This window comes from Achromobacter aegrifaciens, assembly GCF_902859965.1.
Taxonomy (GTDB): domain Bacteria; phylum Pseudomonadota; class Gammaproteobacteria; order Burkholderiales; family Burkholderiaceae_B; genus Achromobacter; species Achromobacter aegrifaciens.
Window position 1 is genome coordinate 500,094 of sequence record NZ_CADIKO010000002.1, and the last position, 25,054, is coordinate 525,147.

General features: G+C 67.3%; 26 protein-coding genes. 7 read left to right on the forward strand and 19 right to left on the reverse strand.

Annotated elements, in window-relative coordinates; all coding sequences use genetic code 11:
- Positions 1–5: 5 nt before the first annotated feature.
- The 6 genes from HV793_RS13550 to HV793_RS13575 are packed head-to-tail and all read right to left on the reverse strand — an operon-like array spanning position 6 to position 4,384.
- Positions 6–416, reverse strand: a complete 411-nt coding sequence (locus HV793_RS13550; RefSeq protein WP_119451512.1) for a RidA family protein — start codon at positions 414–416, stop codon at positions 6–8.
- 45 nt (positions 417–461) lie between these two features.
- Complete coding sequence (locus HV793_RS13555) at positions 462–1,187, reverse strand: amino acid ABC transporter ATP-binding protein (RefSeq protein ID WP_054454887.1); 726 nt, start codon at positions 1,185–1,187, stop codon at positions 462–464.
- Between the two features lie 14 nt (positions 1,188–1,201).
- Positions 1,202–2,161, reverse strand: coding sequence for an agmatinase (locus HV793_RS13560; RefSeq protein WP_054454560.1), 960 nt, complete (start codon positions 2,159–2,161; stop codon positions 1,202–1,204).
- Between the two features lie 27 nt (positions 2,162–2,188).
- Complete coding sequence (locus HV793_RS13565; RefSeq protein ID WP_175213332.1) at positions 2,189–2,851, reverse strand: amino acid ABC transporter permease; 663 nt, start codon at positions 2,849–2,851, stop codon at positions 2,189–2,191.
- On the reverse strand, positions 2,841–3,521 hold the full coding sequence (locus tag HV793_RS13570; RefSeq protein ID WP_054454554.1) for an amino acid ABC transporter permease: 681 nt from the start codon (positions 3,519–3,521) through the stop codon (positions 2,841–2,843). Before HV793_RS13570 ends, HV793_RS13565 begins: the two co-directional genes overlap by 11 nt.
- 11 nt (positions 3,522–3,532) lie before the next feature.
- Positions 3,533–4,384, reverse strand: coding sequence for a transporter substrate-binding domain-containing protein (locus HV793_RS13575; RefSeq protein ID WP_119451510.1), 852 nt, complete (start codon positions 4,382–4,384; stop codon positions 3,533–3,535).
- A 185-nt stretch (positions 4,385–4,569) separates the two neighbouring features.
- Between HV793_RS13575 and HV793_RS13580 the strand changes: the two genes are divergently transcribed.
- The 4 genes from HV793_RS13580 to HV793_RS13595 all read left to right on the forward strand — a co-directional run bounded on the left by HV793_RS13580 (position 4,570) and on the right by HV793_RS13595 (position 7,922).
- Positions 4,570–5,442, forward strand: a complete 873-nt coding sequence (locus tag HV793_RS13580) for a LysR family transcriptional regulator (protein WP_054454549.1) — start codon at positions 4,570–4,572, stop codon at positions 5,440–5,442.
- Between the two features lie 116 nt (positions 5,443–5,558).
- On the forward strand, positions 5,559–6,350 hold the full coding sequence (locus HV793_RS13585) for an amino acid ABC transporter substrate-binding protein (RefSeq protein ID WP_054454547.1): 792 nt from the start codon (positions 5,559–5,561) through the stop codon (positions 6,348–6,350).
- 143 nt (positions 6,351–6,493) lie between these two features.
- Positions 6,494–7,147 (forward strand): amino acid ABC transporter permease, encoded by a 654-nt coding sequence (locus HV793_RS13590; protein WP_054454544.1) that lies wholly within the window; start codon positions 6,494–6,496, stop codon positions 7,145–7,147.
- A gap of 22 nt (positions 7,148–7,169) precedes the next feature.
- Positions 7,170–7,922: an amino acid ABC transporter ATP-binding protein gene (locus tag HV793_RS13595; RefSeq protein ID WP_054454542.1), complete on the forward strand. Its 753-nt coding sequence runs from the start codon at positions 7,170–7,172 to the stop codon at positions 7,920–7,922.
- Positions 7,923–7,983: 61 nt separating this feature from the next.
- Here the strand turns inward: HV793_RS13595 and HV793_RS13600 are convergent, their stop codons facing one another.
- From HV793_RS13600 to HV793_RS13660, 13 genes are all read right to left on the reverse strand, one after another.
- Positions 7,984–8,394, reverse strand: coding sequence for a hypothetical protein (locus HV793_RS13600; protein WP_175213333.1), 411 nt, complete (start codon positions 8,392–8,394; stop codon positions 7,984–7,986).
- A gap of 16 nt (positions 8,395–8,410) precedes the next feature.
- A complete protein-coding gene (locus HV793_RS13605; protein WP_244958640.1) occupies positions 8,411–9,196 on the reverse strand; it encodes an ABC transporter ATP-binding protein in 786 nt (261 codons plus the stop codon).
- Between the two features lie 8 nt (positions 9,197–9,204).
- Positions 9,205–10,239 (reverse strand): iron chelate uptake ABC transporter family permease subunit, encoded by a 1,035-nt coding sequence (locus HV793_RS13610; RefSeq protein ID WP_175213335.1) that lies wholly within the window; start codon positions 10,237–10,239, stop codon positions 9,205–9,207.
- Entirely contained in the window at positions 10,236–11,225 is a 990-nt protein-coding gene (locus tag HV793_RS13615; protein ID WP_175213336.1) for a FecCD family ABC transporter permease, read from the reverse strand. Before HV793_RS13615 ends, HV793_RS13610 begins: the two co-directional genes overlap by 4 nt.
- Complete coding sequence (locus HV793_RS13620; protein ID WP_175213337.1) at positions 11,218–12,288, reverse strand: ABC transporter substrate-binding protein; 1,071 nt, start codon at positions 12,286–12,288, stop codon at positions 11,218–11,220. Before HV793_RS13620 ends, HV793_RS13615 begins: the two co-directional genes overlap by 8 nt.
- A 20-nt stretch (positions 12,289–12,308) precedes the next feature.
- Complete coding sequence (gene fauA, locus HV793_RS13625; RefSeq protein WP_082401008.1) at positions 12,309–14,525, reverse strand: TonB-dependent alcaligin siderophore receptor FauA; 2,217 nt, start codon at positions 14,523–14,525, stop codon at positions 12,309–12,311.
- A gap of 104 nt (positions 14,526–14,629) precedes the next feature.
- Positions 14,630–15,820 (reverse strand): multidrug effflux MFS transporter, encoded by a 1,191-nt coding sequence (locus HV793_RS13630; protein WP_175213753.1) that lies wholly within the window; start codon positions 15,818–15,820, stop codon positions 14,630–14,632.
- A 177-nt stretch (positions 15,821–15,997) separates the two neighbouring features.
- Complete coding sequence (locus tag HV793_RS13635) at positions 15,998–16,969, reverse strand: helix-turn-helix transcriptional regulator (protein WP_175213338.1); 972 nt, start codon at positions 16,967–16,969, stop codon at positions 15,998–16,000.
- Positions 16,970–17,072: 103 nt separating this feature from the next.
- Positions 17,073–18,239: an aromatic ring-hydroxylating oxygenase subunit alpha gene (locus tag HV793_RS13640; protein WP_175213339.1), complete on the reverse strand. Its 1,167-nt coding sequence runs from the start codon at positions 18,237–18,239 to the stop codon at positions 17,073–17,075.
- 37 nt (positions 18,240–18,276) lie between these two features.
- A complete protein-coding gene (locus tag HV793_RS13645) occupies positions 18,277–19,062 on the reverse strand; it encodes a siderophore ferric iron reductase (RefSeq protein ID WP_310535592.1) in 786 nt (261 codons plus the stop codon).
- Positions 19,020–20,876, reverse strand: a complete 1,857-nt coding sequence (locus tag HV793_RS13650) for an IucA/IucC family protein (protein WP_175213341.1) — start codon at positions 20,874–20,876, stop codon at positions 19,020–19,022. Before HV793_RS13650 ends, HV793_RS13645 begins: the two co-directional genes overlap by 43 nt.
- A complete protein-coding gene (locus HV793_RS13655; RefSeq protein ID WP_054454520.1) occupies positions 20,873–21,478 on the reverse strand; it encodes a GNAT family N-acetyltransferase in 606 nt (201 codons plus the stop codon). The genes HV793_RS13650 and HV793_RS13655 overlap by 4 nt, the downstream gene beginning before the upstream one ends.
- A gap of 17 nt (positions 21,479–21,495) precedes the next feature.
- The gene (locus HV793_RS13660) at positions 21,496–22,863 is read right to left on the reverse strand and encodes a lysine N(6)-hydroxylase/L-ornithine N(5)-oxygenase family protein (RefSeq protein ID WP_175213342.1); all 1,368 of its coding nucleotides are present in this window, start codon (positions 22,861–22,863) and stop codon (positions 21,496–21,498) included.
- A 394-nt stretch (positions 22,864–23,257) separates the two neighbouring features.
- On the opposite strand from HV793_RS13660, the gene HV793_RS31090 reads away from it, so the two are divergent.
- The 3 genes from HV793_RS31090 to HV793_RS13675 all read left to right on the forward strand — a co-directional run bounded on the left by HV793_RS31090 (position 23,258) and on the right by HV793_RS13675 (position 24,994).
- The gene (locus tag HV793_RS31090; RefSeq protein ID WP_244958641.1) at positions 23,258–23,485 is read left to right on the forward strand and encodes a hypothetical protein; all 228 of its coding nucleotides are present in this window, start codon (positions 23,258–23,260) and stop codon (positions 23,483–23,485) included.
- A gap of 94 nt (positions 23,486–23,579) precedes the next feature.
- Positions 23,580–24,206 carry an ABC transporter ATP-binding protein gene (locus tag HV793_RS13670; RefSeq protein ID WP_054454517.1) on the forward strand — a complete coding sequence of 209 codons (627 nt, stop codon included), beginning with the start codon at positions 23,580–23,582 and terminating at the stop codon, positions 24,204–24,206.
- A complete protein-coding gene (locus tag HV793_RS13675) occupies positions 24,197–24,994 on the forward strand; it encodes an ABC transporter permease (protein ID WP_054454515.1) in 798 nt (265 codons plus the stop codon). Before HV793_RS13670 ends, HV793_RS13675 begins: the two co-directional genes overlap by 10 nt.
- Positions 24,995–25,054: the final 60 nt, after the last annotated feature.

The following is a 25,054-nucleotide window of genomic DNA, read 5'->3' on the forward strand; positions in this document are numbered from 1 at the left end:
CCGCCTCAGCCCGGAATGACCGCGGTCACGTCGATTTCCACCAGCCATTCGGGCCGGGCCAGGGCCGAGACCACGATACCGGTGGAGACGGGGAACACGCCCTTGAGCCAGCGGCCAACCACGTTGTAGACCTCTTCGCGGTAGCGCACGTCGACCAGATAGACGGTGAGCTTGCATATGTGCGAGAGTTCGCTGCCGCATTCCTGCAGCAGCATGGCGACGTTGGCCATGGCTTTTTCGGCCTGGGCGGCCACGTCGCCGACGCCCACCGATTCCCGGGTGTCCAGGTCCTGGCCGATCTGGCCGCGCAGGAACACGGTGTTGCCGGCGATCACGGCTTGGCACAGGTCGTTGTCCAGGCGTTGTTCGGGATAGGTTTGGCGAGTATTGAATTTGCGGATGCGGGTGTGGGCCATATTGAGTCCTGATGCGGGCGGATGGATCTGGCGGCTATCCGGCCGTCAGTGGGGAAGGATCTTGGAAAGAAAACGGCGCGCCTGGGGGCTGGCCGCGTCGCGGAAGAAGCTGTCCGTGGGGCAGTCCTCGATGATGGCGCCGTCTTCCATGAAGACCACACGATTGGCCACGCGGCGCGCAAAGCCCATCTCATGGGTGACGACCATCATGGTCATGCCTTCCTCGGCCAGCTCCACCATCACGTCCAGCACTTCATTGACCATCTCGGGGTCCAGCGCGGAGGTCGGTTCGTCAAACAGCATGGCCATCGGATCCATCGAGAGCGCGCGGGCGATGGCTACGCGCTGCTGCTGGCCGCCGGACAGCTGGCCCGGATGCTTGCCGGCATGGGCGGACAGGCCCACGCGTTCCAGCAGCGCGCCGGCCTTGGCGCGGGCCGAGCCGATATCCCGCCCCAGCACGATCTGCTGCGCCAGGGTCAGGTTGCGCATGATGTCCAGGTGCGGAAACAGCTCGAAGTGCTGGAACACCATGCCGACCTTGGTGCGCAGCTTGGGCAGGTCGGTGGCGCCCGTCACCGAGGCGCCGTCGATCAGGATGTCGCCTGCCTGGATCGGTTCGAGCGCGTTGACGGTCTTGATGAGGGTGGATTTGCCGGAGCCGGACGGCCCGCAGACCACCACGATCTCGCCCCGGTTCACGCGCGTCGAGCATTGCTTGAGCACCTGGTGGCTGCCGTAGAACTTGTCCACGCCGCGGATTTCGATGATGGGGGCGGGCGCGTTCATTTGTCGTAATGCCCTGCGCGGATGGACGCGCCGATGAGATTGAGGATCAGCCGGCCGGCCGTGATGCAGGAAATCTGGTTCAGGTCCTTTTCGGGCTGGATTTCGACGATGTCCATGCCCACCACGCGGCCCTTGCGCACCAGGCCGTGGATCAGCTTGCGGGCCTGGACGAAGGTGACGCCGCCCGGGGCCGGGCCGGCGACCGCCGGCATGGTGGCGGGATCCATGCCGTCGGCGTCGATGGTCAGGTAGTAATTGCCGCCGTCCGGAATGCGCTCGAGCACCGCGTCCATGCCGATGTCATGCAGTTCGTACGCGGTGACCAGTTCGGCGCCATAGGCGCGCGCCGCTTCCAGCTCTTCGGGGCGGCCGCTGCCCTGGGCGCGCAGGCCGATCTGGATGATGCGGTCCACGTGCGCCATTTCGGAGGCGCGCCGGATAGGGCTGGACAACCCGTCGCGCACGCCGTTGACGTCGTCGCGCCAGTCCAGGTGGGCGTCGATGTGCACCAGCGTGATCGGACCCTGCTGGTCCAGGCCGCGCAGGACGGGCGTGGTGATGCCGTGGTCGCCGCCCAGCACGATGGGCACGGCGCCCGCGGCGGCGATGCGCCGCACCGCGGCCTCGGCGCGTTCATAGTGTTCGCCGCGGGGCTTGGACAGGTCGGGGATGATGTCGCCGCAATCCACGAAGCGGATGTCGTCGCGGCCTTGCAGCAGCGGCCCGTCGATGTCGAAATCGTAGTGGCCGGGGCGGCGCACCACGCGGTCGGTCGCCTGGCGGATCGCCGTGGGCGCATTGGTCTGGTCGTTGCTGAAGTCCGCGGCCGAATAGGGCGAGCCGTAGGGCATGCCCAGCACGGCGACATCGGCCTGCAGGTTTTCCAGGTCCAGCGCCAGCGTGGAGTACAGCAGGGTGGGGTGGCCGGTGCGGGGAGGGACCGTATAGGTGCTCATGTTCTCGTTTCCTTGATGGTGGGAGGATCAGGCCTGGCGCGTCTTGCGGCGGACCAGGGTTTCCAGGCGGCGGCCCGTGCCGGCCATCAGCACGCTGCACACCCAGTAGATGAGGGCGGTGGTGCCCAGCACTTCCAGGTAGGCGAAGGTGTTGGCCGTGAGCAGATTGCTCTGGTAAGTCATTTCCGGCAGGCTCATCACCGAGAAGATCGCCGAGTCCTTGAACATCATGATGACCAGGCTGGTGGTGGGCGGGATGAGAAAGCCGAACAGCTGGGGCACGACGATGTGGCGCTGCGTCTGCCAGTAGGTCATGCCCAGCGACAGGGCGGCGCTGGTCTGGCCGCGCGGCACGCTCTTCAACGCGGCGCGCAGCACCTCGCAGAAGTAGCCGCCGGTGTAGAAGGCGGTGCAGCCGATGGCGACCGACATCGCCGAGGCCGGCACCCCCAGCTTGGGCAGGCCAAAGAACGACAGGTACACGAGGATCAGGTACGGGATGTTGCGCACCAGTTCGACGTAGGCCAGGGCCACTGGCCGCAGCAGGCTGCGCGACTGCGCGGCATAGGCCGCGATCGTGCCGATCAGGATGCCCAGCGGAATCCCGATGAGGCTGACCAGGGCGGTGATCCGCAGGCCCTTGAGCAGGACCGGGATGGACTGCCCGACGATGGAGAGATCAATGGGCATTGGGCAGCATCCTGGACACGCGGCGCTCGCACAGGCGCGAGGCGGCCGACAGGCAGAAAAGAATGATGAAGTACACCGCGGCCGTCACGGTGAACACCTGCAGCGGCAGGTCGCTTTGCAGCGTGGCGTTGCGCGCCACGGTGGCCAGCTCCGGAACGGCGATGATGGACATCAGCGACGAGGCCTTCAGCAGTATGGTGAGTTCGCTGGTCAGGGGCGGGATGGCGCGGTAGAACACCTGCGGCAGCAGCACGTGGCGCCAGATCTGCCGGCTGCGCATGCCCAGCGCGCGCGCGGCCGCCACCTGGCCGGGCGACAGCGTGCCCAGCGCCCCGCGCAGGATCTCGACGATGTAGGCGCTGGTGTTACAGGCCAGCGCGCCGATCCCGGCCGCCAGCGGCGACACGGAGATGCCCAGCAGGGGCGGCACCACGTAGTAGGCGATCAGCATATGGATGAGCGCGGGCGTGCCGCGTATGGCGCTGACCCAGAACATGACCAGCCCGCGCAAGGGCGCGTAGGGGGACAGGCGCGCCAGCAGCAGCGCGACCCCCAGGCAGATGCCGATGGCGAACGCCGCCACCGATGCCGCCAGGGTGATCGCCGTGCCCGAGACGACGCCGTGCAGGAACGGCGCCAGGGCGCCGTTCTGATTCAACCAATCCAGCATGGGAGGTCCGCCTAGATCGCGCCGTCAGGCAGGTAGTTGGCGCGCGGCGTGTCCATGGGGGCGCCGAACCACTTCTTCTGCAGCTCCAGCAGTTGGTTGCTGGCGCGTAGTTCGTCGAAGGTGTCGTTGATGAACTGGCGGATCTCCAGGTCCTTGGGGTTGGCGACCCATGCCAGCAGCTTGGCCTGGCCGATCTCGCCGGCGATGCGGAACGCTCCCGGCTGCTTGCGCATCTGCACGGCCGCGATGTTCGAGGGCATCAGCGCCACGTCCACGGTCTTGTTGGCCAAGGCGTTGGAGACGTCCGGGTAGGCCTGGAACAGCTTGGTGTCGGCATAGCCCTTGCCGTTCTTTTCCTTCAGCCGCTTTTCGAATTCTTCGGCCACCGGCTGGGAAGACGAGCCCATCTGGGTCCCGATGATCTTGCCGGCGATATCCATGTCCTGCTTGATGGACGCATCGTCCACCCGCACCATCAGCACCGAACGCACCACGCCCACGGGCTGGGTGAAGGCGAAGCGGCGGGCGCGTTCGGGGGTGATGCCCACGCTGGTCGCGACAAAATCGAACTTGCGCGACATCAGGCCCGGCAACAGACCCTGGAACGGCAGGTTCATCTGTTCCAGCTGCACGCCGAGCTTGGCCGCCATCAGCTGGAGCACGTCGTGCCCATAGCCCACGACCTTGCCGTTCTCGACGAATTCGAACGGTTCGTAGGCGGCTTCTGTGCCCACGGTCAGCTTGCCGCGCTTCTTGATGTCGGCCAGCGATCCGCCCTCGGCGTAGGACAGCGAGGGCAGGGCCAGCGCGGCCCCAGCTGCGAGCGTGGTCGCGACAAAACGCCTTCTGGACAGGTTCTGCATGATTTTTCCCTTGTATGTCGTCATGGTTCCGGCACTGGGCCGGCGGATATCCCTTGCGGAATGTGCCGGGGTCTGCGCCCCTGGACGCCAGTGCTGGACCCACTGTATCTGCCGGGTTGGGTTGTGAAAAATGATTTTTTTAGTGGTATGGTTTCGAAAACCGATACCTTTTCAGAGCCGCCGCCTTGTCCCGTCCCGAGTTCACCGAACGCGACCTGCGTTCCCTGCGGATCTTCTGCGCCGTGGCCCAGGCCAACGGCTTCGCGGCGGCGGAAAAACAGCTGCACATGTCCAAGGCGTCCATCAGCCGGCACGTGCGCGAGGTCGAGGAAACCCTGGGCGTGCGGCTGTGCGACCGCGGCCCCTCGGGCTTTGAACTCACGCAAGCCGGCAAGGTCGCCCTGGAGCTGGCCCGCGATGCCCTGAAATCGCTGGAGCGGATCCGTCCCGAAATCGACGCGGTGCGCGGCGTGCTGTCGGGCACCCTGTCCATCGGCATGGTCGAGCACGTCATCACCGACGCCGACTGCCATATCCCGGAAGCCCTGGCGGCCATGCGCGTCGAGGCGCCCGACGTCAAGGTCGAACTCACCGTCATGACCTTCAACGAACTGGACCAGGCGCTGCGCGAGCGGCGGGTGCAGGTCGCCATCCGCGGCATGTACCGGCGGGAAAGCGGCTTCAACTATCAGCGGCTGTTCATCGAGCGCCACCAGATCTTCGTGGCGCGCGGCAGCGTGCGCCAGGCCCGCGACCTGCCGCTGGTCTACCGTTCGCACCCATTCGTGCACGACGCGCTGGGCGTTTACGGCTTTGCCCGCGGGCCGGAGGCCACCGGGCTGGAGGCCATCGCCATGCTGGTGTCGTCCGGTCACTGCGTGGGCCTGCTGCCCGCCCACTACGCAGATTCGGTCTCGCGCCGCCACGCCCTGACCCGCCTGCCGGGCGGACCCACCTACGAAAACACCCTCTGCGCAATCACCGAGGTGTCGCGCCCGGGCTCGCGCGCCGTGGAACTGTTCCTGCGCCTGCTGGAGCGTTTCCACCCGGCGCAATAGCGCACGCCAGCCCGGGTCCGCGCCCGCGGTCGCGGGGGAGGCTAAAATACCGGCTCGCGGCTTTTTGACTGGCCATTCCGGCATTCTTCATTCTTGCGCCCGGCGCATCCATAACGATGAAAAAACTGACAGCTGTACTCCTCGCTTCCGCAACCGCGCTGCTGACCGCTTGCGGTCCCAGCGACAATGCGCCCGCCGCCAGCGCGCAGGCGCCTGCCGCCGCCAAGAAGGTCGTGGTTGGCCTGGATGACAACTTCCCGCCGATGGGTTTCCGCGATTCGAACAACCAGATCGTCGGTTTTGACATCGACATGGCCAAGGAAGCCAGCAAGCGCCTGGGCCTGGAAGTGGAGTTCAAGCCCATCGACTGGAGCGCCAAGGAAGCCGAACTCAACGGCAAGCGCGTCGACGTGCTGTGGAACGGCCTGACCATCACCGAAGAGCGCAAGAAGAACATCAGCTTCACCGCGCCCTACATGGCCAACCACCAGATCATCATCGTCGGCAACGCCTCGCCCGTGAAGCTCAAGGCTGACCTGGCAGGCAAGGTCGTGGGCGCCCAGGACGGCAGCAGCGCCACCGACGCCATCGCCAAGGACCCGGTCGCCGCCCAGATCAAGGAAGTCAAGAAGTTCGGCGACAACGTCACCGCGCTGATGGACCTGGCCGCCGGCCGCCTGGACGCCATCGTGGTGGACGAAGTGGTGGGCCGCTACCTGATCAGCAAGCGCGCCGGCGAATACCGCGTCCTGGACGAGAACTTCGGCACCGAAGACTACGGCGTCGGCGTGCGCAAGGACGACACCGAGCTGCTGGGCAAGCTGGACAAGACCCTGGACTCGATGAAGCAGGACGGCACCGCCGGCCGCATCGCCACCCAGTGGTTCGGCGCCAACATCATCAAGTAAGGGGCGGGCGGCGTCCGCGGCCATTGGGCCCGGGCGTCCCGGCCTGTATTTCGCAGCCCGCCGCGGCGCCATGCGCCAGGCGGGCTTACTCATGAAACGATCTTGCCCTGGCGTCCGCGGACGCTGACGGCGCGAACCCAAGCATGGACTACGTACTCTCCCTATTGGGGCCACTGGCGCAAGGCGCGAAAGTCACCTTGACGCTGTTTTTCATCACGCTGGCGCTGGCCGTCCCGCTGGGCCTGGTGCTGGCGCTGGTGCGGATTTCCAAATGGCGGCTGGCCAGCAGCCTGGTTAACGGCTACATCTGGCTCATGCGCGGCACGCCGCTGATGCTGCAGATGCTGTTCATCTACTTCGCGCTGCCGTTCGTGCCCGTGATCGGCATCCGTCTGCCGGACTTTCCCGCCGCCGTGGTGGCCTTCGCGCTGAACTACGCGGCCTATTTCGCCGAGATCTTCCGCGCCGGCATCCAGTCGGTGGACCGCGGCCAGTACGAGGGCAGCAAGGTCCTGGGCATGACTTATCTGCAGACCCTGCGCCGCATCGTGCTGCCGCAGATGGTGCAACGGGTGCTGCCGCCCATGAGCAACGAGACCATCACGCTGGTCAAGGACACCTCGCTCATCTACGTGCTGGCGCTCAACGACATCCTGCGCACGGCGCGCGGCATCGTGCAGCGCGACTTCACGACCACGCCGTTCCTGGTTGCCGCCGCCTTCTATCTCATCATGACGCTGATCCTGACGTGGTTCTTCCAGCACATGGAAAAGCGCTATGCCAAATATGACCAGTAATTCTCCGTCCGCGCGTCCCGTCATGATCGAGGCCCGCGAAATCATCAAGTCGTTCGGCTCCAACCGCGTGCTGGACCGGGTGTCGCTGACCCTGGGCCAGGGCGAAGTTGTGGCGGTGATCGGACCGTCCGGCTCCGGCAAGAGCACCTTCCTGCGCTGCCTGAACCACCTGGAAACCATCGACGAGGGCAGCATCGAGGTCGAAGGCGAGGCCATGGCCCGGGCCGTGCCGGGCGGACGCAGCCAGTACGCCAGCGACGCCGACGTGCGCCGTATCTGCCGCAAGATGGGCATGGTGTTCCAGTCGTTCAACCTGTTCCCGCACATGACCGTGCTGCAGAACATCATCGAGGCGCCCATTACCGTCAAGGGGATGAGCCGCGCCCAGATCGTTCCCAAGGCGGAAGAGCTGCTGCGTAAGGTCGGCCTGCTGAACAAGCGCGACAACTATCCGACGCGCCTGTCCGGCGGCCAGAAGCAGCGCGTGGCGATCGCCCGCGCGCTGGCCATGGAGCCGGACATCATGTTGTTCGACGAGCCCACCTCGGCGCTGGACCCGGAACTGACCGGCGAAGTGCTGCGCACCATGAAGCAGCTGGCCGACGAACGCATGACCATGCTGGTCGTCACTCATGAAATGGGCTTTGCGCGCGAAGTCGCGCACCGGGTCATCTTCATGGACGAAGGCCGCATCATCGAGGAAGCGCCTTCGGCGGATTTCTTCCGCGCCCCGCAAGAGGCGCGCAGCCGCGAGTTCCTGGCGCATATGCTCTGAGGCTCTGCGTTGCAGGACAAGGCCCGCTCAGGCGGGCTTTTTCATTTCTCAGCGGTGCTTGTCACCGCCGGGAGATTCCCAGGGAAGAGCAGACCGTCTCTGCGATGAGCGCAAAGGGCAGCTTCTGGGCGCTGCGCGGGAGCTGGGCGGAACGGAAGCCGTCGGCCAGCCAGTCCTCCACGGTATGTTCCGGCCGCTCTTGCGGGGAGGCCGCCGCCACCGTCTTGGGTACGGAGATGGCAAGCAACAAGGACTCCTTTTTCGCGTAGTACCTGGCGGTGGAGGAAAAGCCTTCTGGTCCGTAGTCGGTGATGCTGCCGCCGATCCACAACTCGATGTCGATGGTCCGCAGGCCGGCGACCTCCAGGTCGGCCAGCGCGGACTTCAGCCTGGGCCGCAGCAGGACGATTCCCGCGAGCCAGGCCACGCCGGCCTCGGGGCCGCCCATTTTTCCACTCAAGGAAACTTCCATTGACACTCCTGAAAAGCTAGCGCGCGCGCCGGGGTACGACCATGGGGCTGCCAGTCTCGGGGTCTGGCATGACGCGGCAATCCAGATCGTAGACTAGGCGCATCATGTCCTCGGTCACGACCGAAGCGGCATCGCCGTGCGCCGCGATGCGCCCATCGCGCATCATCACGATCCTTTCGGCGTAGCGCAAGGCCAGGTTGAGGTCGTGCAGCACCGCCACCAAGGTGCGCCCGGTGCGGTGCAGCCGGCCGCACAGCTCCAGCAGGTCCAGCTGATGGCGGATGTCGAGGAACGTGGTGGGTTCGTCTAGCAGCATGATGTCGGGTTCCTGGGCTAGCACCAACGCCAGCCAGACGCGTTGGCGCTGGCCGCCGGAAAGCGTGTGCACAGGCTCTGCCGCAAGGCCGTCCAGATCGGTCGCCGCCAGGGCGGCGTCGACGGCGCTGGCGTCCGCCGTCGACCATTGCCGCAACAGGGACTGATGCGGATAGCGGCCGCGGGCGACCAGGTCGCGCACGGTGACCATCTCGGGCGCAACCGGGTTCTGCGGCAAGTAGGCCAAGCGGCGCGCCACCGCTTTTCGGCGCAAGCTGGCGAGGTCGGCGCCGTCGAGCAGGGCATGGCCATGGCTGGGACGCAGGGCGCCGCCCAACACGCGCAAGAGCGTGGATTTGCCGCAGCCGTTGGGGCCCAGGATCACGGTGAACGAGGCCGGCGCAATGTCGAGCGTCAAGCCGTCCAGCACGCGGCGGGCGCCGTAGGACAGGCTGACGTCCCGGAGCTGGAGGACGGGCGTGGGCATTGCGGAAGTCACGTCGAGACCTTGTGCCATTCGAGCAGCAGCAGAAATGCGAGATAGAGGCCGCCGATCCCGGCGGTAAGAACGCCTACCGGCAAGCCGTTGGCCCCAGCGGAACGCGACAGCAGATCGGCACCCGCCAACAGCACGGCGCCGGTCAATGCGGCCAACAGCGGTTGCGGGCCGCTAGCCGGGACGCAGCGGCGCGCGATCTGCGGGGCCGCCAGCGCGATGAAGGCGATGGGACCGGCCACGCTGACGGCCGCGGCGGTGGCCAGCACGGCCAGCAGCGTCGCCGCCAGCCGGCTGGGTCCGGGTGCGATGCCCAAGGCGTGCGCCACATCGTCGCCCATTTCCAGCAGCCGAAGGCGCGCGCCCAGGCCGAGCGCCAAGGGCAGCAACACCGCGCAGGCGGCGCCGATCAGAGCGACATCGTTCCAGGTTTTGCCGGCCAGATTGCCGTTGAGCCAGGTTGCGGCCAGATGCGCCTGTTCGCGGCGCAGGTTGGAAAGGCCGTATTGCACGAAGGCGAAGGCGATGGCGGCCACCGCAATGCCGGCGACCACCATGCGATGGGGCGCGGAGAACCCGGCGCCGGATCCGAACCAGACGCCCGCCGTCGCCAGCAGCGCGCCGCCCGCGGCGCCCCAGGCTAGCGGCATCGCCCCCGGCCAGACCATCGTCACCGCCACCGCGCCTGCGGAGGCGCCCGCGGTGAGGCCGATGATGTCGGGGCTGCCCAGCGGGTTGCGGGTAATGCTTTGGAACAGTGCGCCCGACAGGGCCAGCGCGGCGCCGGCGCCAAGCGCGGCCACGGCGCGGGGAAGCCTGACGGTATAGACCAGCCAGTGCTCGACCGCCGTGCCGCCGCCCGCCAGGATGCGCCCCATCCGGGACCAGGCGGGTCCTTGCTCTCCCGCCAACAGGGCGCCGGCAATCGACGCAACGGCCAGCGCCGTCAGCAACAAGGCGTAGGCCAGCGCGCGTGGCGAGTAGGGCAGCGACAGCCAGGCGCCCACGCGCAACGTGCGCCGCTGGCCGCTCATGGGCGGCTCCCGGGCTGGCGGCGCAAGGCCGCCAGCAGGAACGGCGCGCCGAGGAACGCGGCCACCACGCCGGTCAGCAACTCTGCCGGCGCGCGCAGCAGGCGCGCCAGGATGTCGGCCGCTAGCATCAGGATGGGGCCCAGCAGCAGGCAGTAGACGAGTTGCCAGCGCAGGTCGGGACCGCCGATACGGCGGGCGATATGCGGAACGGCCAGGCCGACGAAGGCGATGGGACCCGCGGCAGCGGTGGCGGCGGCGGCCAGGACGGCCACGCCGAGCAGGCCCAGCGCGCGGTACCACCCGGCACGCACGCCGAGCGCCCGGGCAAGCGCCTGCCCCAGCGCCAGGACGTTCAGGGGCCGGGCCAGCGCCAGCGCCAGCAGCAGGCCGGCGCCGATGTAGGGGGCGGCGCGGGCCGCTTCGGCCATGGAGCGTCCCGCCAGCGAGCCCACGGCCCAGAATCGATAGGCGTCGAAAATGTCCTCGCGCAGCAGGGCCACGGCCTGCACGTAGGCGAACAGCACCGCGTTGACCGCCGCGCCGGCCAGGATCAAACGCACCGGCTGCAGGCCCCGGCCGCCCGCGCCGATCAGGTATACGGCCACTGCCGCGGCCAGTGCGCCGGGCAGGGCCGCCCAGAACGGATGCGCCGGCAGGCCGCCGAGCGCGAGGGCGGCAGTCACGATGGAGGCGGCGGCGCCGGCGTTGACACCCAATAGCCCGGGCTCTGCCAGCGGATTGCGGGTCAGGGCCTGGATCAGCGCGCCGGCCACGGCCAGCGCCGCCCCGGTCAGCACGGCCAGCAAGGTGCGCGGCACGCGCGAGGCGACCACCAGGGCGGCGTAACTGTCATCGGGCCGGAGCAGGGCTTGCCAGACCGAGCCGGGCGACAGGTTGCGTGAACCGAGCCAGAGGCTGCCCAGGATGGCGGCGGCGAGCAACAGACAGGCCGCGCCCAGGCCGGCGTCACGGGACGGCTTATTCATTTTGGGCGCCGGGTCCGGCTTTGGCCCGCTCGGCTGCCGCGGCCAATGCCGGCGCCAGCCTGCCCAGCATCCAGGCCACGGCCAGCGGCGTGCCCGAGGACGAGGCCATGATCAGCGCCGGGTCGCTCAGCGCCACGTAGGCGCCGCGCCTCACGGCGGGGATGGAGGCGTACAGCGGCAGCGCCGCGGTCCGGTCGCGTTCCTGGGGGGTATAGAACCAGGACACGAGCACGTCGACGTCGCCCAGCGCATCGGCATGCTCGAAACCCAGGTAGTGGGCGAAATGGCCGGCGCTGGCGTGCAGGCCCTGCATGGACGGGGCCAGTTTCAGGCCCATGGCGGCAATCGTGTCCACGCGCGGATCCCCCGCCACATAGGCCGCGAAATTGCCCGAACCCAGGTCGGCCCGCACATAGGCGAAGGTCTTGCCGGCCAGCACGGGGTGGTCTTGTGCGGCCTGCGCCAGTGTGCCGCGGATCTGCGCCTTGAGCGCCGCAGCCTGTTCGCGCCGGCCCAGCGCGGCGGCGATCAGGTCGATCTGGGTATCCACCGGAGTCAGGAATGGCTGCTCCGGATAGGCCAGCACCGGCACCAGCCGCGACAGCTGCGCATACGCTTCGGCGCTGACGCCGGAAAAAGGCGCCAGCACGACGTCCGGCCGCAGCGCGACGATGGCTTCGACGTCCAGCTCCGGAAACATGGCGATGGCCTGCGGCAGCGGTGCGCCGCGGGCCTCGATCGCGGCGCGCACCCAGGGCCAGTAGTGGTCGGCGTCGCCGCCCCAGTCGGCGCGGCCCACGCCCACCGGCACCACACCCAGCGACAGCGCCAGATCGTCGGCGCCCAGGCCCAGCGTGACCACGCGCTTGGGCGGCGCCGCGATGACGGCCCGTCCCAGGGCGCCGTCTATCGTGACCGGAAAACCATCGGCCTGGGCGACCGGCGGCGTTGGCGCGGCCGGCGCGTCGGCGGCGCGGTCGCAGGCCGCCAGGGCGAGCGCGGCCAGGCAGGCTGCCCCGGCCCGCAGAATTGCATGCTTGAAACGAGGAAGACTAAGACGCATCGTGCCGGCAGTTTCTCCGATCAATATTGGGCCCTGAGCGTCAGCATCACGTTGCGGGGCGCGCCCCACCAGCCCTGGCTGAAGAAGCCGATCTGGTCGTAATACTTCTTGTCGAACAGGTTGTTGACGTTGAGAGTGGCCGAGACCTGTTTGCTGAACTCGTAGCGCGCCATCAAGTTCGCCAGCATGTAGCTGCCTTGTTCCACTTCCACGTTGCCGCGCGGGCTGGCGGCGGACTGGTACATGCGGCTTTGCCAGTCCACGCCGCCGCCGACCGTCAGCCGGTTCAGGTCGCCGGGCAGGCGATAGGTGGTGTAGAGCTTGAACAGGCTACGCGGATGGCTGGTGTTGATGGGCTTGCCGTCGGCGGCCTTGGCGGTGAAGTGCGTGTAGCTGGCCGCGATGTTCCAGTTGGGCATGATCTGCCCGGTGGTTTCGAGTTCGAAGCCCTCGACTTTGGCGCCGGATACGGCGCGGTAGGCCTGCGTGCCGGGCATGCCTATGACCGACTCGCCGGGAATGGCCTGGGCCAGGTTGTTCTGGCGAGTCTGGTACAGCGATACGGCCGCGTCGAGCAGGCCGTCCAGGTAGGAAGCCTTCAGGCCGATCTCGTAGCTCTTGCCGTCGATCGGCGGCAGGATGGAACCGCTGGGCGAGCGTGCGTTCTGCGGCTGGAAGATCTCGGTGTAGCTGGCGTAGGCCGTGTAGGTCTTGTTGATGTCGTAGATCAGGCCGGCGTAGGGCGTGAACTGGTCGTTGATCTTGTATTGCCGCTTGCTGCCGAAGTAGGTCTGGTTCGTCTCCCAATTGCTCCAGCGTCCGCCCACGATCAGGTGCAGCGGATCGGCCAGCGAAAACCGGCCCACGGCGTAGGTTCCGGTCTGCTTGACCCGCATGTCGTCCGCTGGCGTCTTGCGGCTGGACCAGGCCGGTTCGGCGATATGGTCCTGGCGCCAGTCGAAGAAGCTGCCGATGGCGGGCTTGGCGCCGACCATGAGGTACTGGCCGATGTCGCTGTGGTCGTTCACGCTCATCCAGCCCAGGGCCAGTTCGTGCTTGCGGCCGAACAGCTGGAACGGGCCCGACAGCGTCAGGTTGATATCGTCGCGCGAGCGGTCGCCATCGTAGTTGTTGAAGCTGCTGCTCATGCCCGTGCCGCTGGTCCGGTCCGGATAGCCGCCGCGGTAAAGCTGCTTCATGCGGTACTCGCCCTCATTGTGGCTATAGGCGGCGCGCGCCTTCCAGTCATTGGCGAAGCGGTGGCTCAGGTCTACGAAGGTGGTGGTCGATTCGGTATCGATGCGCGCCCAGCGCGTATTGTTGGCCACGGACCGGTTGAAGTCGGTGCGCGAGCCATCCGAATAGAACAGCGGGAAACCGCTGCCGAAGCCGTTGCCCTGGTTGCGCTGATACTCCAAGCCGACGGTGAGCAGCGTGTCGGGCGTGAGGTCGGCGCTGATGACGCCGTACAGCGTGCGCTTGCGCGAATCCAGGAAGGTGACGTAGCTGTCGCCCTGGCTGTAGGCGGCGACGAAGCGCGAGCGGACGCGTCCGTTCTCCGTCAGCGGCACCGACAGGTCGGCGTCGCCGCGCACGTAGTCCCAGCTGCCGGCGCTGGCGCTGCCGGACAGCGCGAACTCGCGCAGCGGCTTCTTGCGGATGAAGTTCACCGCGGCGGACGGATTGCCCGAGCCGGTCATCAGGCCGGTGGCGCCGCGCACGATTTCCACGCGGTCGTAGATGGCGGCGTCCATGTCGGTGGAGCCATAGTTCCATTGGCTCAGGATCGGGGCGTTCAGGCCGTCGAACTGGAAGTTGTCTATCGCGAAGCCGCGTGCCGAGAACGACAGGCGGTTGCTGTCGCTGCGCGTGACCGAGATGCCGGGCGCGCTGGCCAGGATGGAACCGGTGTCCTGCAGTCCCTGGTCCTCGATCTGCTGGCGGGTCACCACGCTGACCGATTGCGGGGTCTCCCGCGGCGACAGCGTCAGGCCGGTCGCGGTGCTCATGGCCTCGGTGTTGTAGGCATGGGTGCCTTCGGTGGTGCCGGGTATGCCGGCGCCCCGAACCGTGACGGCCGGGAGTTCGGCGGGCTGGTCGGCGCCGGATGAGACGCTGGATTGCGCGTTGGCGGCGTGGTAGGGCAAGGCTGAGCACAGCAAGGCCGCGCGGACGGCCAGGGCAAGCAGATTCGCCCGGCGCGGAAGCGCGCGCGGCGGGGACAGTGCGGGGGACATGAACACAAGCTCCGGCTGAAAAATTTGGTAATGAGAATTATTGTTTTTGCTGGAGACTTGAACGTATGCCGGAAGATGCGATGCGTATGCCGAACGCCGCCGCATCAACCCGAGCGGGCGTTCGCCAAAGGCGCGGACTGCCGTTGCAGCCAGGCCCAGCCTGCCGCGCTTGCGGCGACGCAGGCCAGCATCGCAAGCGCCAGGCCGAGGGGCTTGCCATAGACCATGGGCACGCCCCAGCCGCTGGCGACCGAAAAGGCCAGCATCTGGGCGAAGCCGAGCACCGAAGCGGCGGTGCCGGACAGCCCTGGCGCACGGGCCAGGATGTGCAGGGTCATGGCCGGGACGCACATGGCCAGGCCGCAGGTATAGATGGCGGGCAGGATGACCGCCCAGGGCAGGGCGGGTCGCCCGGCGCCAGCGGCATACATGACGCTTGCCAGGCAACTGCCGCCCATCAGCAGGTACGCCAGCCAGGTGATGCGTTGATCCGTCCAGCGTCCGGCCTTGCGCGCCGCGAACAGCGCGCCCGCCATGGCGCCGATCACGAGCGGCACGAACAGATATGCGAAATCCGTTACGGGCAGGCCCAGGACGTTGGCAATGAAGTCTGGTGCGGCGCCGATGAGCAAGCCCTGGGCCGCGAAGATCAGGCTGAAGGCGCCGGCGAGCGCGACGTATCGCCGGTCCGCAAGCAGCGCGCCGTAGCCGCCAGCCAGTGCACGCCCGGACAGCGGCCGGCGCCGGCTGGCGGGCAGGGTTTCGGGCAGCCGCCAGGCGCATAGCGCCCAGGCCGTCGCGGCCAGGGCGACAAGCATCACAAAGACGGCGCGCCAGCCCAACTGCGCCGCCAACTGGCCGCCGATGATGGGCGCCAACGCCGGCGACAGATTGAACACCAGGATGAGATAGGACATGACGCGTTGCGCCGCCGGCCCTTCGTAGCAGTCGCGCACGATGGCCTGGCCCACCACGATGCCGGCGCCTGCGGACAGGCCTTGCAACGCCCGCGCGGCCAACAGCCAGCCGAAGCTCGGCGCGGCGGCGGCCAGCGCGCTGCCGCCGATGTAGCAAACCAGCGTCGCCAGGATGACGCGGCGCCGGCCCAGCGAATCCGACAGCGTTCCATGCAGCAGCAGCATCGCCGCGTAGCAGAACATGTAGACGCCCAGGGTCAGCTGCACGGTTTCTTGCGGCACGCCGAACTCCCGCTCCAGCGCGGCGAAGGCGGGCAGATAGGCGTCGATGGTGGCGGGCGCCACGCAGGCCAGCAGGCCCAGCATCAGCACCATCATGGGAAAGGAAGTCGGTTTGTCGGGGCTGGGCACGGGAGCGTCCGGGGCAGGAGCTTCCCGGGGCGGGAAGCGTGGCCTCATGGTCGCCCGCCAGCCGCGGTCGGATGAATGGGCAATGCCGCAAGAACAATGGATGCTGCCGAAAGCCGCGGGCCGGGGCGCTCACGGCAGCCCCGTTCAGTTCAGTTCGCTGGGCGCGACGCCATAGCGCTCGCGGAACGCCGTGGCGAAATTGGTGGCATGCCGATAGCCCACGCAGTGCGCGGCCTGCTGCACGCTGCAGCCGCGAGCCAATTGCTCGCGGGCGACCTCCAGCCGGCGCTCGCGCAGCCAGCTGAACACGGAGCATTGATAGGCGGCGCGGAACTTGGCGCGCAGGGTGCTGGGGCTCATGCAGGCCAGTTTCGCCAGATCATCCAGGGTGTGCTCTTCGCCAGGCGCGCTGTGCAGCCGTTCCCGCACGCGCTCAAGCAACTGGCGGTCGCGCTGCGACAGCGTGCCGGGTTCGGGCTCCTGCTGGTCCAGCGCAGCCAACGCATGGGCCAGAAGCTGCGCGCCGACGCCTTCGCGCAGCATGGCGCACAGCGGGTCGTCCCAACGGCATTCCAGCAGATGTTCGATGGACTGCATCAGATGCGCCTGCACCTGCCAGCGGCGCAGCCGGAAGGCGGGCGTGCGCAGGACTTTGCGGATCCGATCGCTGATCGGGTCGTCGTCCGCGGCGTCCGGCTCGGACAGCGACAGGTTGACGCTGCGCAGCCGTTGGCCGGCACGGTGGATGCCGGTCATAGCGACCGTATCGCCGTAGGCGGCGCTGATACCGCTTTGGGCGACCAGCGGCAGGTCGTCGTGGTTGCCGACGCGCGCCTGAGCCTGGCCCTGGAGCATGACGATGGCCGAAAAGCGCGGCGTCATGACCGAGGTCGATTCGTAGTGGTGATGAACCAGCACGTCGGACATGACCAGCGTCAGGCCGGGGCGGATGGCATGTTCCTCGACGCGGCCTTCGGCGATGCAGACGGTGTCCGGGTCGGCGCTAGCGGCCTGGAATCCGGGCAACTGGTAGCGGAAACCGTTATGGCCGCCCAGGCGGTTGAAGTCGGCGACGGTGAATCGGACTGCGGGGAAGGAGGGATTCAATGGCGTCACTCGCACGGCGGGTTGAGCCCCCCGGACGTCGGCCAGGGGAAGTGGCGGGGTCTAAATGAGAATAGCATATATTCGCATTTATTCAACGGTCTGGCAGCGGCGCTCAGGGCGCGGCGCAATCGCCCAAATGCTCGCCCATGATGTTGCGATACCACTCGTGGAAGTGCAGCATGCCGTCCTCCATGGGAGACTGGTACGGGCCGCTCTCGCTGACGCCGCGCCGCAGCAGCGCGCGTCTGCCGGCATCCATGCGCTCGCCGATTTCGTCGTCCTCGACCGCCGTTTCCATGTAGGCCGCGCGTTGCGCTTCGACGAATTCGCGTTCGAACAGGGCGATTTCCTCGGGATAGTAGAACTCGGCGATGTTGACCGTCTCCTGCGGGCTTTTGGGGTAGAGCGTGGACAGCACCAGCACGTGCGGGTAGAGCTCGATCATGTGGGTGGGAAAGTAGGTCACCCAGATCGCGCCGAAATCCGGAGGCGCGCCGTCGCGGTAGCGCATCAGGGTGCCGTGCCAGTCGCGGTATACGTCGGAACCGGGCTTCTCCAGGGCGTCGTGCACTCCCACGCGCTGCAGGCTGCGGCGCTTGCCGAACTCCCAGCTCAGATCCTCGCAGGTGACGAAGCGCCCCAGCCCGGGGTGGAACGGCCCGACGTGGTAGTCCTCCAGATAGACCTCGATGAAGGTCTTCCAGTTGTAGTTGCATTGGTGCACTTCGACGTGGTCCAGCACATAGTCCGAGAAGTCGAACTCGGGCCGGGCGAACAGGTCGCCCAGGTCCGCTAGCGGGTCGCCCGGCCCCTCGAATAGCAGGCCGTGGCAGCGCTTCAGGGGAAACCGCGGCAGGTTCAGGCAGGGCGTGCTGGGGAATTGCGGCGCGCCCAGGATCTGGCCGCGATTGTCATAGGTCCAGCGATGCAGCGGGCAGACGATGTTGCCGCCCGTGGCCGACAGATTGCCCGCCGGCTTGCCCGGCCCGGCGACGGCGCCGGTCTCGCCGCCCAGGATCAGCGACTGGCGGTGGCGGCATACGTTGGATATCAGTTCCACGCCGCCGGCGCCGCGCACGAGGACGCGCCCGCCTTCCTCGTGCGGCAGCCTGCGCCAGTCGCCGGATTCGGGCACGGCTTTTTCGTGCCCGACATACAGCGGCGAGCGCTTGAATATCACCTCCTGTTCCCGGGCGTACAGGTCTTCGTCGAAATATGCCCGCACGTGCAGCGGGCTGAGCGCCTGCTCGACGTGTGCAAGGCGGCCTATGTCCGTCATGTCCGACTCCTTGTGCCTTGCGCAAGGCGGCCGCCCGTCAGGCGGGCTCGACGCTCTCGGCGTCGATCCGGGCGATGCGTTCGGCAATATCCAGTTTGGGGCAGGTGCTGCAGTAGTCGCCGTCGCTTCTGCGGAAGTGGTGACAGCAGACCTGCCGGTCCACGGTGATGGCCGGTAGCGACCGCCGCTGATAGTTCAGGTAGCCGCTGCTGCCCGCGATGCCCAGGCGCGCAAGCCAATCGGCCGCGGCTGCGGTGGCCCAGGCATTGTCGGCGGCGCTCACGCCCGTTCGAGCCGCCAACAGGGCGGACAGGACGCAGTCGGCCTGCATGCAGGCGGTGGCCCGCGAATTGAGGCGCAGCGCCGCGCCCAGCTCGCGCTGGAACAGGGCGCCGATCTCGCGCAGCTGCGTGGCGGCCGCGTCCAGCCGCGCCTCCAGGCCGCCGCGCAGGGGTTCATGGCGTTCCATGGTGTAGCCGGCGATGAAGCCGTTGGCGACCGGCTGGCTGAGCCGGGTCAGGTCCGGGACGATGGCGCTGCGATGCGCGGCGATTACGCAGAGGTACACGGGCTGCCAGATCAACAGGCCCCAGCAGCGCAGCGCCAGGTAGTGCTGGCCGGCTTCTGGATGGCGTTCGCGCCACCAGTCGCGCAACCGCGCGATGGCGTCGGCGTTGCTCGCGCCCGGACGGATGCCGGGCGCGGCTGGCGGGCCCACGCGCCCGTCAAGGCCAGGCGCGAGGCGGCCCGCCAGCGCGAGCAGATCGTCCAGTTCGCGGGTCACGCAAGGGCCTGCGCGGCGTCGGCAGTCCGGTCCAGCCATTGCGGCCGGTAAGGCGCCACGGGGTTGGGCAGCCTGGGCGCCATCTGGAAGCTGCCGATGGGATCGGCCAGATTGACCATCTGCAGGTTGTTGGCGAGCTGCAGGCGGTTCAGGCACGAGTGGATCATGTCCGGCGCGTACAGGTCGTAGCGGCGGTATTTTTCGAGCCGCTGCGGATGTGCCTGCTGGTAGGCGGCGATACGGCCCGCGACCAGCTCCCAGAAATCGTCCTCCTGCATGAGGCCGGTGTCGGCCAGGATCTGGGACAGATGGCGGAAGTAGCCCTCGAACACGTCGACGAAGATCGTCAGGAGCTTGTATTCCTCGGGCACGTCCGCCGCCAGCCGCCGCGCGTTCTCGGGCAGGTCGGCCTGCGGGTCGAGGATGGAGGATTCCTCGGCGATGTCCTTCATGAAGGCGCGCACCGGCACATGGTCCCGGATCACCAGGATCACGTTCTCGCCATGCGGCATGAACACCAGGTCATGGGTGTAGAAGCAATGCACCAGCGGCGTCAGGTAGGCATCCACATAGCGTTCCAGCCACGCGGCGGCGCTCAACCCCGAGGCCCGGATCAGCGCGGGCAGCAGGGCTAGGCCCTGCGGATCCACGTGCAGAAGCGCGGCCATGGTCATCAGCCGTTCGCCGGGACCGATCAGCGCCTGCGGATTCTCGCGCCATAGCGCCGAGAACATCTTCTTGTAGGGCGTGTCGACGGAAATCGCAGCTTCATAGTAGTAGTTGCGGAATCCCAGGCTGGCGGCCTCGCGCAGGATGGTGAAGCCATTGGCGCGCAGCCAGGGGTCGGACGCGATCAGGCCGTGGATGTATTCGTTGATGGCGGGCGTGCCCGACATGTAATAGGGCGACAACCCGCGCATGAAACCCATGTTCAGGATCGACAGCGAGGTCTTCACATAATGCTTGCCCGGCTGGCTGATGTTGAAGAAGGTGCGTATCGACTGCTGTGCCAGGTAGTCGTCTTCGCCGTAACCCAGGCATACGATCTTGCGTTCGGCCACATAGGGTGCGAACGCCAGCGACAGCTTGTTGAACCACTGCCAGGGGTGCGCCGGCATCAAGTAGTAGTCGGCGGGGGCCAGTCCCTGGCCTTGCAGCGTGGCGGCGTGGCGCGCCACGGCGTCCTCGCCGAGTTCGCCGCGCAACAGGCTGGCGTAGTCCATGGTGGACAGGCAGGCGAAATGCGCGTTGTCCTTGTGCACCGCCAGCCACATCACGCGGATCGGGGCAGCGGCCTCCGGCGCATAGGCGTGGTAGTCCTCGGCGTCGAAACCCAGGCGGCCGTTGTTGGCGACGAAGCTGGGGTGTCCTTCGATCATCGAGGTTTCGATGGTCTGATAGTCGGCCAGCGCGAGTTCGGGGGCGGGCAGGCAAGCGCGCGTGTGCTTGTAGGCGGCGCCGTGCAGCGTGCTGGCGATTTCGTCCAGATAGATCGGCAGCCGGTCTTCCGGAATGCGCAGCTTGTCGCGGATCTCGATCACGAACTGCAGGGCGTCCAGGGGCGCGGGCGCGCCGGCCGTGGTCCTGGCGATCGATTCCGCGCGGATGCGCCAGTGGCGCATGGCCATCAGTTGCGCGTCGTAGCGGTACTCGACGCGGCCGTCCGCGAGCGCCAGGCGATAGCGGTCGAACCCCGGCGTGTCCGCCGGGCCCAGGCGTTCGGGTTGCAGCAGGCCTTCATGGGTGTACTCGGAGATGGCCTTGCGCACGAGCAGGCGGTTGACCTTGGCCCAGACTTCCGGCTCCAGATGGCTGGCGACCTGCGCGGGATGAGTGGTGGCATGCGGATTCATGGGGTCGACTCCTGGTATTGGACCTGTTCGAACTGTGTACGTGTGCAGAACGCCAGACTGGCGGTCTTGTCGCGGAATCGGGCCTGGCCTGCATAGGTGAATCCCATGGCCAGATTGAGCGCGTGGATCTTGGCGTTGTTCGCGTCGGGCTCGACCACGATGCGCGCGGCATCCAGCCGGTCGAACATGAAGCGCATCACGAAGGCGAACACCTGCCGGCTGAAGCCGGGAATCCGCAAGCGCGGCGGGCCGATGAAAAGATGCATGCCGAGGTCGCCTGGCCGCACCGCGTAGTGTTCGCCGACTTCGTCGCGGGCGGGGTCGTAGCACTCCACCAGAAAGGCTGGCTGTCCCTCATGGCTGCCGAGCCAGGCGCTGGCGTGTCCGCTGCCGCATAGGGCGTCATAGAAGTCGCGCACCTGGTCCTCGCTGTGCCGCTGCATGGACCAGAAGCGCGCGTAGTCCATGGAAAACCATTGCCGCAGCAGCGCGGCGTCCGCATCCGGAACCAGGGGGCGCAAGGCGAGTCCCCGGCCCTCGTCGTAATGGTCGCGCGACTGGCGCACGACCTCGCCCAGAAAGGTGGCTGTCATCGTGAGCATGCTGGCTCCCCGCAAGATCAGATGGTGGCGGCCCGATGGCCGTCCATCATGGGCATCGGCTCCGGCATGCCGAGGCGGTGCGCCAGTACGCCGTTCGCCGGCGGGCGGAAGTCCTGCAGTGCGGTGCGAGGCTCGATGGCGTAGTGCTCCACGCCGGTCAGGTCGCGCAGTATCTGCGAATTGCGGTAGCAGCAGAATCCCAGGTCGGGATTCGTGACGCCATGGCTGAGCAGCCCGGTGTTCTGCACGAAGATCTCCGTGCCGGCGCGGTCCACGGCGTAGTTGTGGGCGATGCGGTAGCCGCCGTTTTCATCCCAGGCGATCCGGTCGCTGATGGGGTTGACGCAGGCGGGGATGCGCGGGGCGTAGCCGGTGGCCAGCACCAGGCCGTCCGTCACGTGCTTGAACGGTTGGCCGGTGTCAACGTGCATGAAGTCCAGATGGTAGCGGCCCGTGGCGCGCTCATGCCGGCTGGCGCGCAGTTCCGCGCTGGTGAGCAGCGTGTAGCGGCGGTCGCCTGCGCGGATCTTCTCGTCCAGGAGGTCGTATATCTGATTGATCAGCGAGGCGTTGATGCCCTTGTACAGGCTGCTTTGCTGGCGCAGCATCTCGCGCCGCCGGGCTTCGGGCAGGTCGTGGAAATAGTCGGTGTAGTCGGGAGAGATCAGCTCCAGCGTGAGCTTGGTGTTCTCCATCTGGAAGAAGCGGGGCGAGCGGGTGATCCAGGTCAGGCTGTAGGCGTGCTTGGCGCTGTCGCGCAGCAGGTCGTGGAACACTTCGGCCGCGCTCTGTCCGCTGCCGACGATGGTGATGCCCTGCCTGCGCTGCAGCTGGGGCTTGTGGCGCAAGTAGTCCGCGCTGTGGATGTAGGGCGCGGTGCGCGGATCGCAGCATTCAGGCAGCTGGGGGTGCGTGCCCAGTCCCAACACCAGCTTGCGGCAGCGGACCATGAAGCGTTCGCCACTGACGGCATGCTGGCCGGTCACCAGGTAGGCGCGGCTGTCTGGATCGTGCAGCACGCTCTGCACGTCGTGATTGAAGCGCAGGTTCGGCAGGCGGGCCGCGACCCATTTGCAGTAGCGGTTGTACTCGGCCCGGTTCAGGTAGTGGTTTTCGCGCATGTAATAGGAATAGATGCGCCCGGTCTGTTTGCAGTAATTCAGATAGCTGTATTCGCTACGCGGGTCCGCCAGGCTCACGAGGTCCGCCAGAAAGGGGTTCTGCAAGGTGGAGTCCTCGATCAGCATTCCGGGGTGCCAATCGAAGCCTGGCTTCTTGTCCAGGAAAACCGCGCGCACGCCGGACAAGGGCGCGGCCAGGCAGGCGAGACTGAGGTTGAACGGGCCAAGACCGATGGCGGCGAAGTCATGGATTTCACGGTTCATATGGGATCTGCCTTTTGCCGGAGCCGGCATTGCGTGAACATGATTCTCTTCTGGGGATGATTATCATTTTCAATATGATCACTCTAGCAAATGCCGATTTATTGCGGTGTCTTGCCTGTGTGTTGCAGGCGGCACCCATATGCAGCGTGGCGTATCGCATAGGGAGCCTCATCGGATTTGGATTTTTCAGATAAGCGCAGCTATTTGCATCCGGACAGCGAGGTTCGCGTGGCTGCATCGTCAAAATTGGTCAATTTCAAGCGCGACCGCATCGACGTGGCGTTGCGGCATGGCCTGGGGCTTTACCCGGGCTGTCGGCCTTCCGGCTGATGCCGCCGGTGCTGCTGCTACTGCCCGTGGCCAGCCCCGCCATGCTGGCGCAAGGCCCCCCATCGTGCGGCCCGAAGACTGCCTGAAGTACCCGCTGCTGCAGGATTCCGACCGCGTGGACTGGCCCTTGTGGCTGCAGGCGCACGGCGTGGACGCCAGGAAGGAAGCGCAGCGCGGCCCGAGCTACGAGGACGATCTGCTGCTGCTGCTGCTGCTGCTGCTGCTGCTGCTGCTGCTGCTGCTGCTGCTGCTGCTGCTGCTGCTGCCGCCGCGGGGCAGGGCATCGCGCTGATGCAAGACACACATGCGCGCGAGGACATCGAATCGGGCCGGCTGGCCATTGCCTTGGACCAGCCTCGCGCATTTACGGTCTAAGATCGATACCCATGCCGACCATTACGTCTGAACCAGGGCCGCTGTTCACGCTGCGCGGCATCTACAGCGAACGCCTCTCTCCCGTCAGCCTGGATCTCGCCGCGGGCGAGTGCGCAGCCATCATGGGTCCTTCGGGCTCAGGCAAATCCCTGTTGCTGCGCCAGGCCGCCGACCTGGACCCCGGGCATGGCGAGGCCTTGCTGGATGGCCGGCCGCGCTCGGGCATGCGGGGCTACGAATGGCGCCGGCAGGTCATGTACTGCCAGGCCGAGGCCGGCTGGTGGGACGACCTGGTCGCGCGGCATTTCACGGACCGCGCCCGGGCCTTGGCCATCATGCAACGCCTGGGGCTGTCCGCGGACAAGCTGGACGCCTTGGTGCATGAACTGTCCACGGGCGAACGCCAGCGCCTGGGCCTGGTGCGCGCATTGGCGCTGGCGCCGCGCGTGCTGCTGCTGGACGAGCCGACCGCGGCGCTGGACCAGGCGGCCACGGATCAGGTCGAAGCGGAGCTGCGGCGCTACCTGGAGGGCGGGGCGGGGATCCTGATGGTGACCCATAGTCCAGCCCAGGCCGAACGGCTTGCGCGGCGTTCCTGGCGCATGGAACAAGGCAGGTTGGAGCCGCTATGGACGTGATCAAGCTGCAGGCCTCGGACCTGGCCATTGCCTCGCTGCTGGTGCTGCTCAGCGCCGGCATTTCCTTCGCCTTGCGCTTGAACCTGCAGCGACAGGTACTGTGGGCCGCGCTGCGCACCGTGGTGCAGCTGCTGCTGGTCGGCCACATTCTGCGCATCGTGTTCGCGCACGCCGCCCCGTGGCTGACGGCGCTGGTGGTGGCGGTGATGATGGCGCTGGCGGCCAGGGAGGTCGCCGCGCGCCCGAAGGCCAGGCTGACGCAACGCGGAAACGGCTGGGTCGGCGCGATGGCGGTGGCGGGGACCACGGTCATCACGGTGCTGTTCATCCTGAACACGGCGCTGCGTCCGGACCCCTGGTACGACCCGCGCTACACCATCGCGCTGATCGGCATCGTGTTGGGCAGCGTGCTCAACGCCGCCAGCCTGGCGCTGGACGGGGTGCTGTCCGGCGCTCGCCGGGAAAAGCTGGCGATCGAGGCGAGGCTGGCGCTGGGCGCGACCGTGCACGAGGCATTTTCGTCCTTGCTGCGCGAATCCGTGCGGCGCGGCATCGTGCCCAGCATCAACCAGATGTCGGCCGCCGGCATCATCACGCTGCCGGGCATCATGACCGGGCAGATCATCGCCGGCATGGATCCGATCGAGGCCGCCAAGTACCAGATCCTGCTGATGTTCCTGCTGTGCGGCGCCAGCGGCATGGCGGCGATCGCCGCAGCCTACGGCGCCATGCGCCGCCTGACCGACGAGCGCGGGCGGCTCAGGCTGGACCGGCTGCATCCGTCCTAGGAAGCGGCGGCTTTTCCGGAAATTTCATGAAAGCTTGACGCGCGCTTGGCGATACTGCGC

Bases quoted from the DNA above. Each gene is read 5' to 3' on its own strand.
- HV793_RS13670 (WP_054454517.1), top strand. From the start codon at position 23,580: ATGCCGACCATTACGTCTGAACCAGGGCCGCTGTTCACGCTGCGCGGC.
- HV793_RS13650 (WP_175213341.1), bottom strand. From the start codon at position 20,876: ATGAATCCGCATGCCACCACTCATCCCGCGCAGGTCGCCAGCCATCTG.
- HV793_RS13600 (WP_175213333.1), bottom strand. From the start codon at position 8,394: ATGGAAGTTTCCTTGAGTGGAAAAATGGGCGGCCCCGAGGCCGGCGTG.
- HV793_RS13560 (WP_054454560.1), bottom strand. From the start codon at position 2,161: ATGAGCACCTATACGGTCCCTCCCCGCACCGGCCACCCCACCCTGCTG.
- HV793_RS13585 (WP_054454547.1), top strand. From the start codon at position 5,559: ATGAAAAAACTGACAGCTGTACTCCTCGCTTCCGCAACCGCGCTGCTG.
- HV793_RS13550 (WP_119451512.1), bottom strand. From the start codon at position 416: ATGGCCCACACCCGCATCCGCAAATTCAATACTCGCCAAACCTATCCC.
- HV793_RS13620 (WP_175213337.1), bottom strand. From the start codon at position 12,288: ATGCGTCTTAGTCTTCCTCGTTTCAAGCATGCAATTCTGCGGGCCGGG.
- HV793_RS13615 (WP_175213336.1), bottom strand. From the start codon at position 11,225: ATGAATAAGCCGTCCCGTGACGCCGGCCTGGGCGCGGCCTGTCTGTTG.
- HV793_RS13655 (WP_054454520.1), bottom strand. From the start codon at position 21,478: ATGCTCACGATGACAGCCACCTTTCTGGGCGAGGTCGTGCGCCAGTCG.
- HV793_RS13570 (WP_054454554.1), bottom strand. From the start codon at position 3,521: ATGCTGGATTGGTTGAATCAGAACGGCGCCCTGGCGCCGTTCCTGCAC.
- HV793_RS13590 (WP_054454544.1), top strand. From the start codon at position 6,494: ATGGACTACGTACTCTCCCTATTGGGGCCACTGGCGCAAGGCGCGAAA.
- fauA (WP_082401008.1), bottom strand. From the start codon at position 14,525: ATGTCCCCCGCACTGTCCCCGCCGCGCGCGCTTCCGCGCCGGGCGAAT.
- HV793_RS13630 (WP_175213753.1), bottom strand. From the start codon at position 15,820: ATGATGGTGCTGATGCTGGGCCTGCTGGCCTGCGTGGCGCCCGCCACC.
- HV793_RS13575 (WP_119451510.1), bottom strand. From the start codon at position 4,384: ATGCAGAACCTGTCCAGAAGGCGTTTTGTCGCGACCACGCTCGCAGCT.
- HV793_RS13610 (WP_175213335.1), bottom strand. From the start codon at position 10,239: ATGAGCGGCCAGCGGCGCACGTTGCGCGTGGGCGCCTGGCTGTCGCTG.
- HV793_RS13660 (WP_175213342.1), bottom strand. From the start codon at position 22,863: ATGAACCGTGAAATCCATGACTTCGCCGCCATCGGTCTTGGCCCGTTC.
- HV793_RS13595 (WP_054454542.1), top strand. From the start codon at position 7,170: ATGATCGAGGCCCGCGAAATCATCAAGTCGTTCGGCTCCAACCGCGTG.
- HV793_RS13645 (WP_310535592.1), bottom strand. From the start codon at position 19,062: ATGGCTGGACCGGACTGCCGACGCCGCGCAGGCCCTTGCGTGACCCGC.
- HV793_RS13605 (WP_244958640.1), bottom strand. From the start codon at position 9,196: ATGCCCACGCCCGTCCTCCAGCTCCGGGACGTCAGCCTGTCCTACGGC.
- HV793_RS13640 (WP_175213339.1), bottom strand. From the start codon at position 18,239: ATGACGGACATAGGCCGCCTTGCACACGTCGAGCAGGCGCTCAGCCCG.
- HV793_RS13675 (WP_054454515.1), top strand. From the start codon at position 24,197: ATGGACGTGATCAAGCTGCAGGCCTCGGACCTGGCCATTGCCTCGCTG.
- HV793_RS13565 (WP_175213332.1), bottom strand. From the start codon at position 2,851: ATGCCCATTGATCTCTCCATCGTCGGGCAGTCCATCCCGGTCCTGCTC.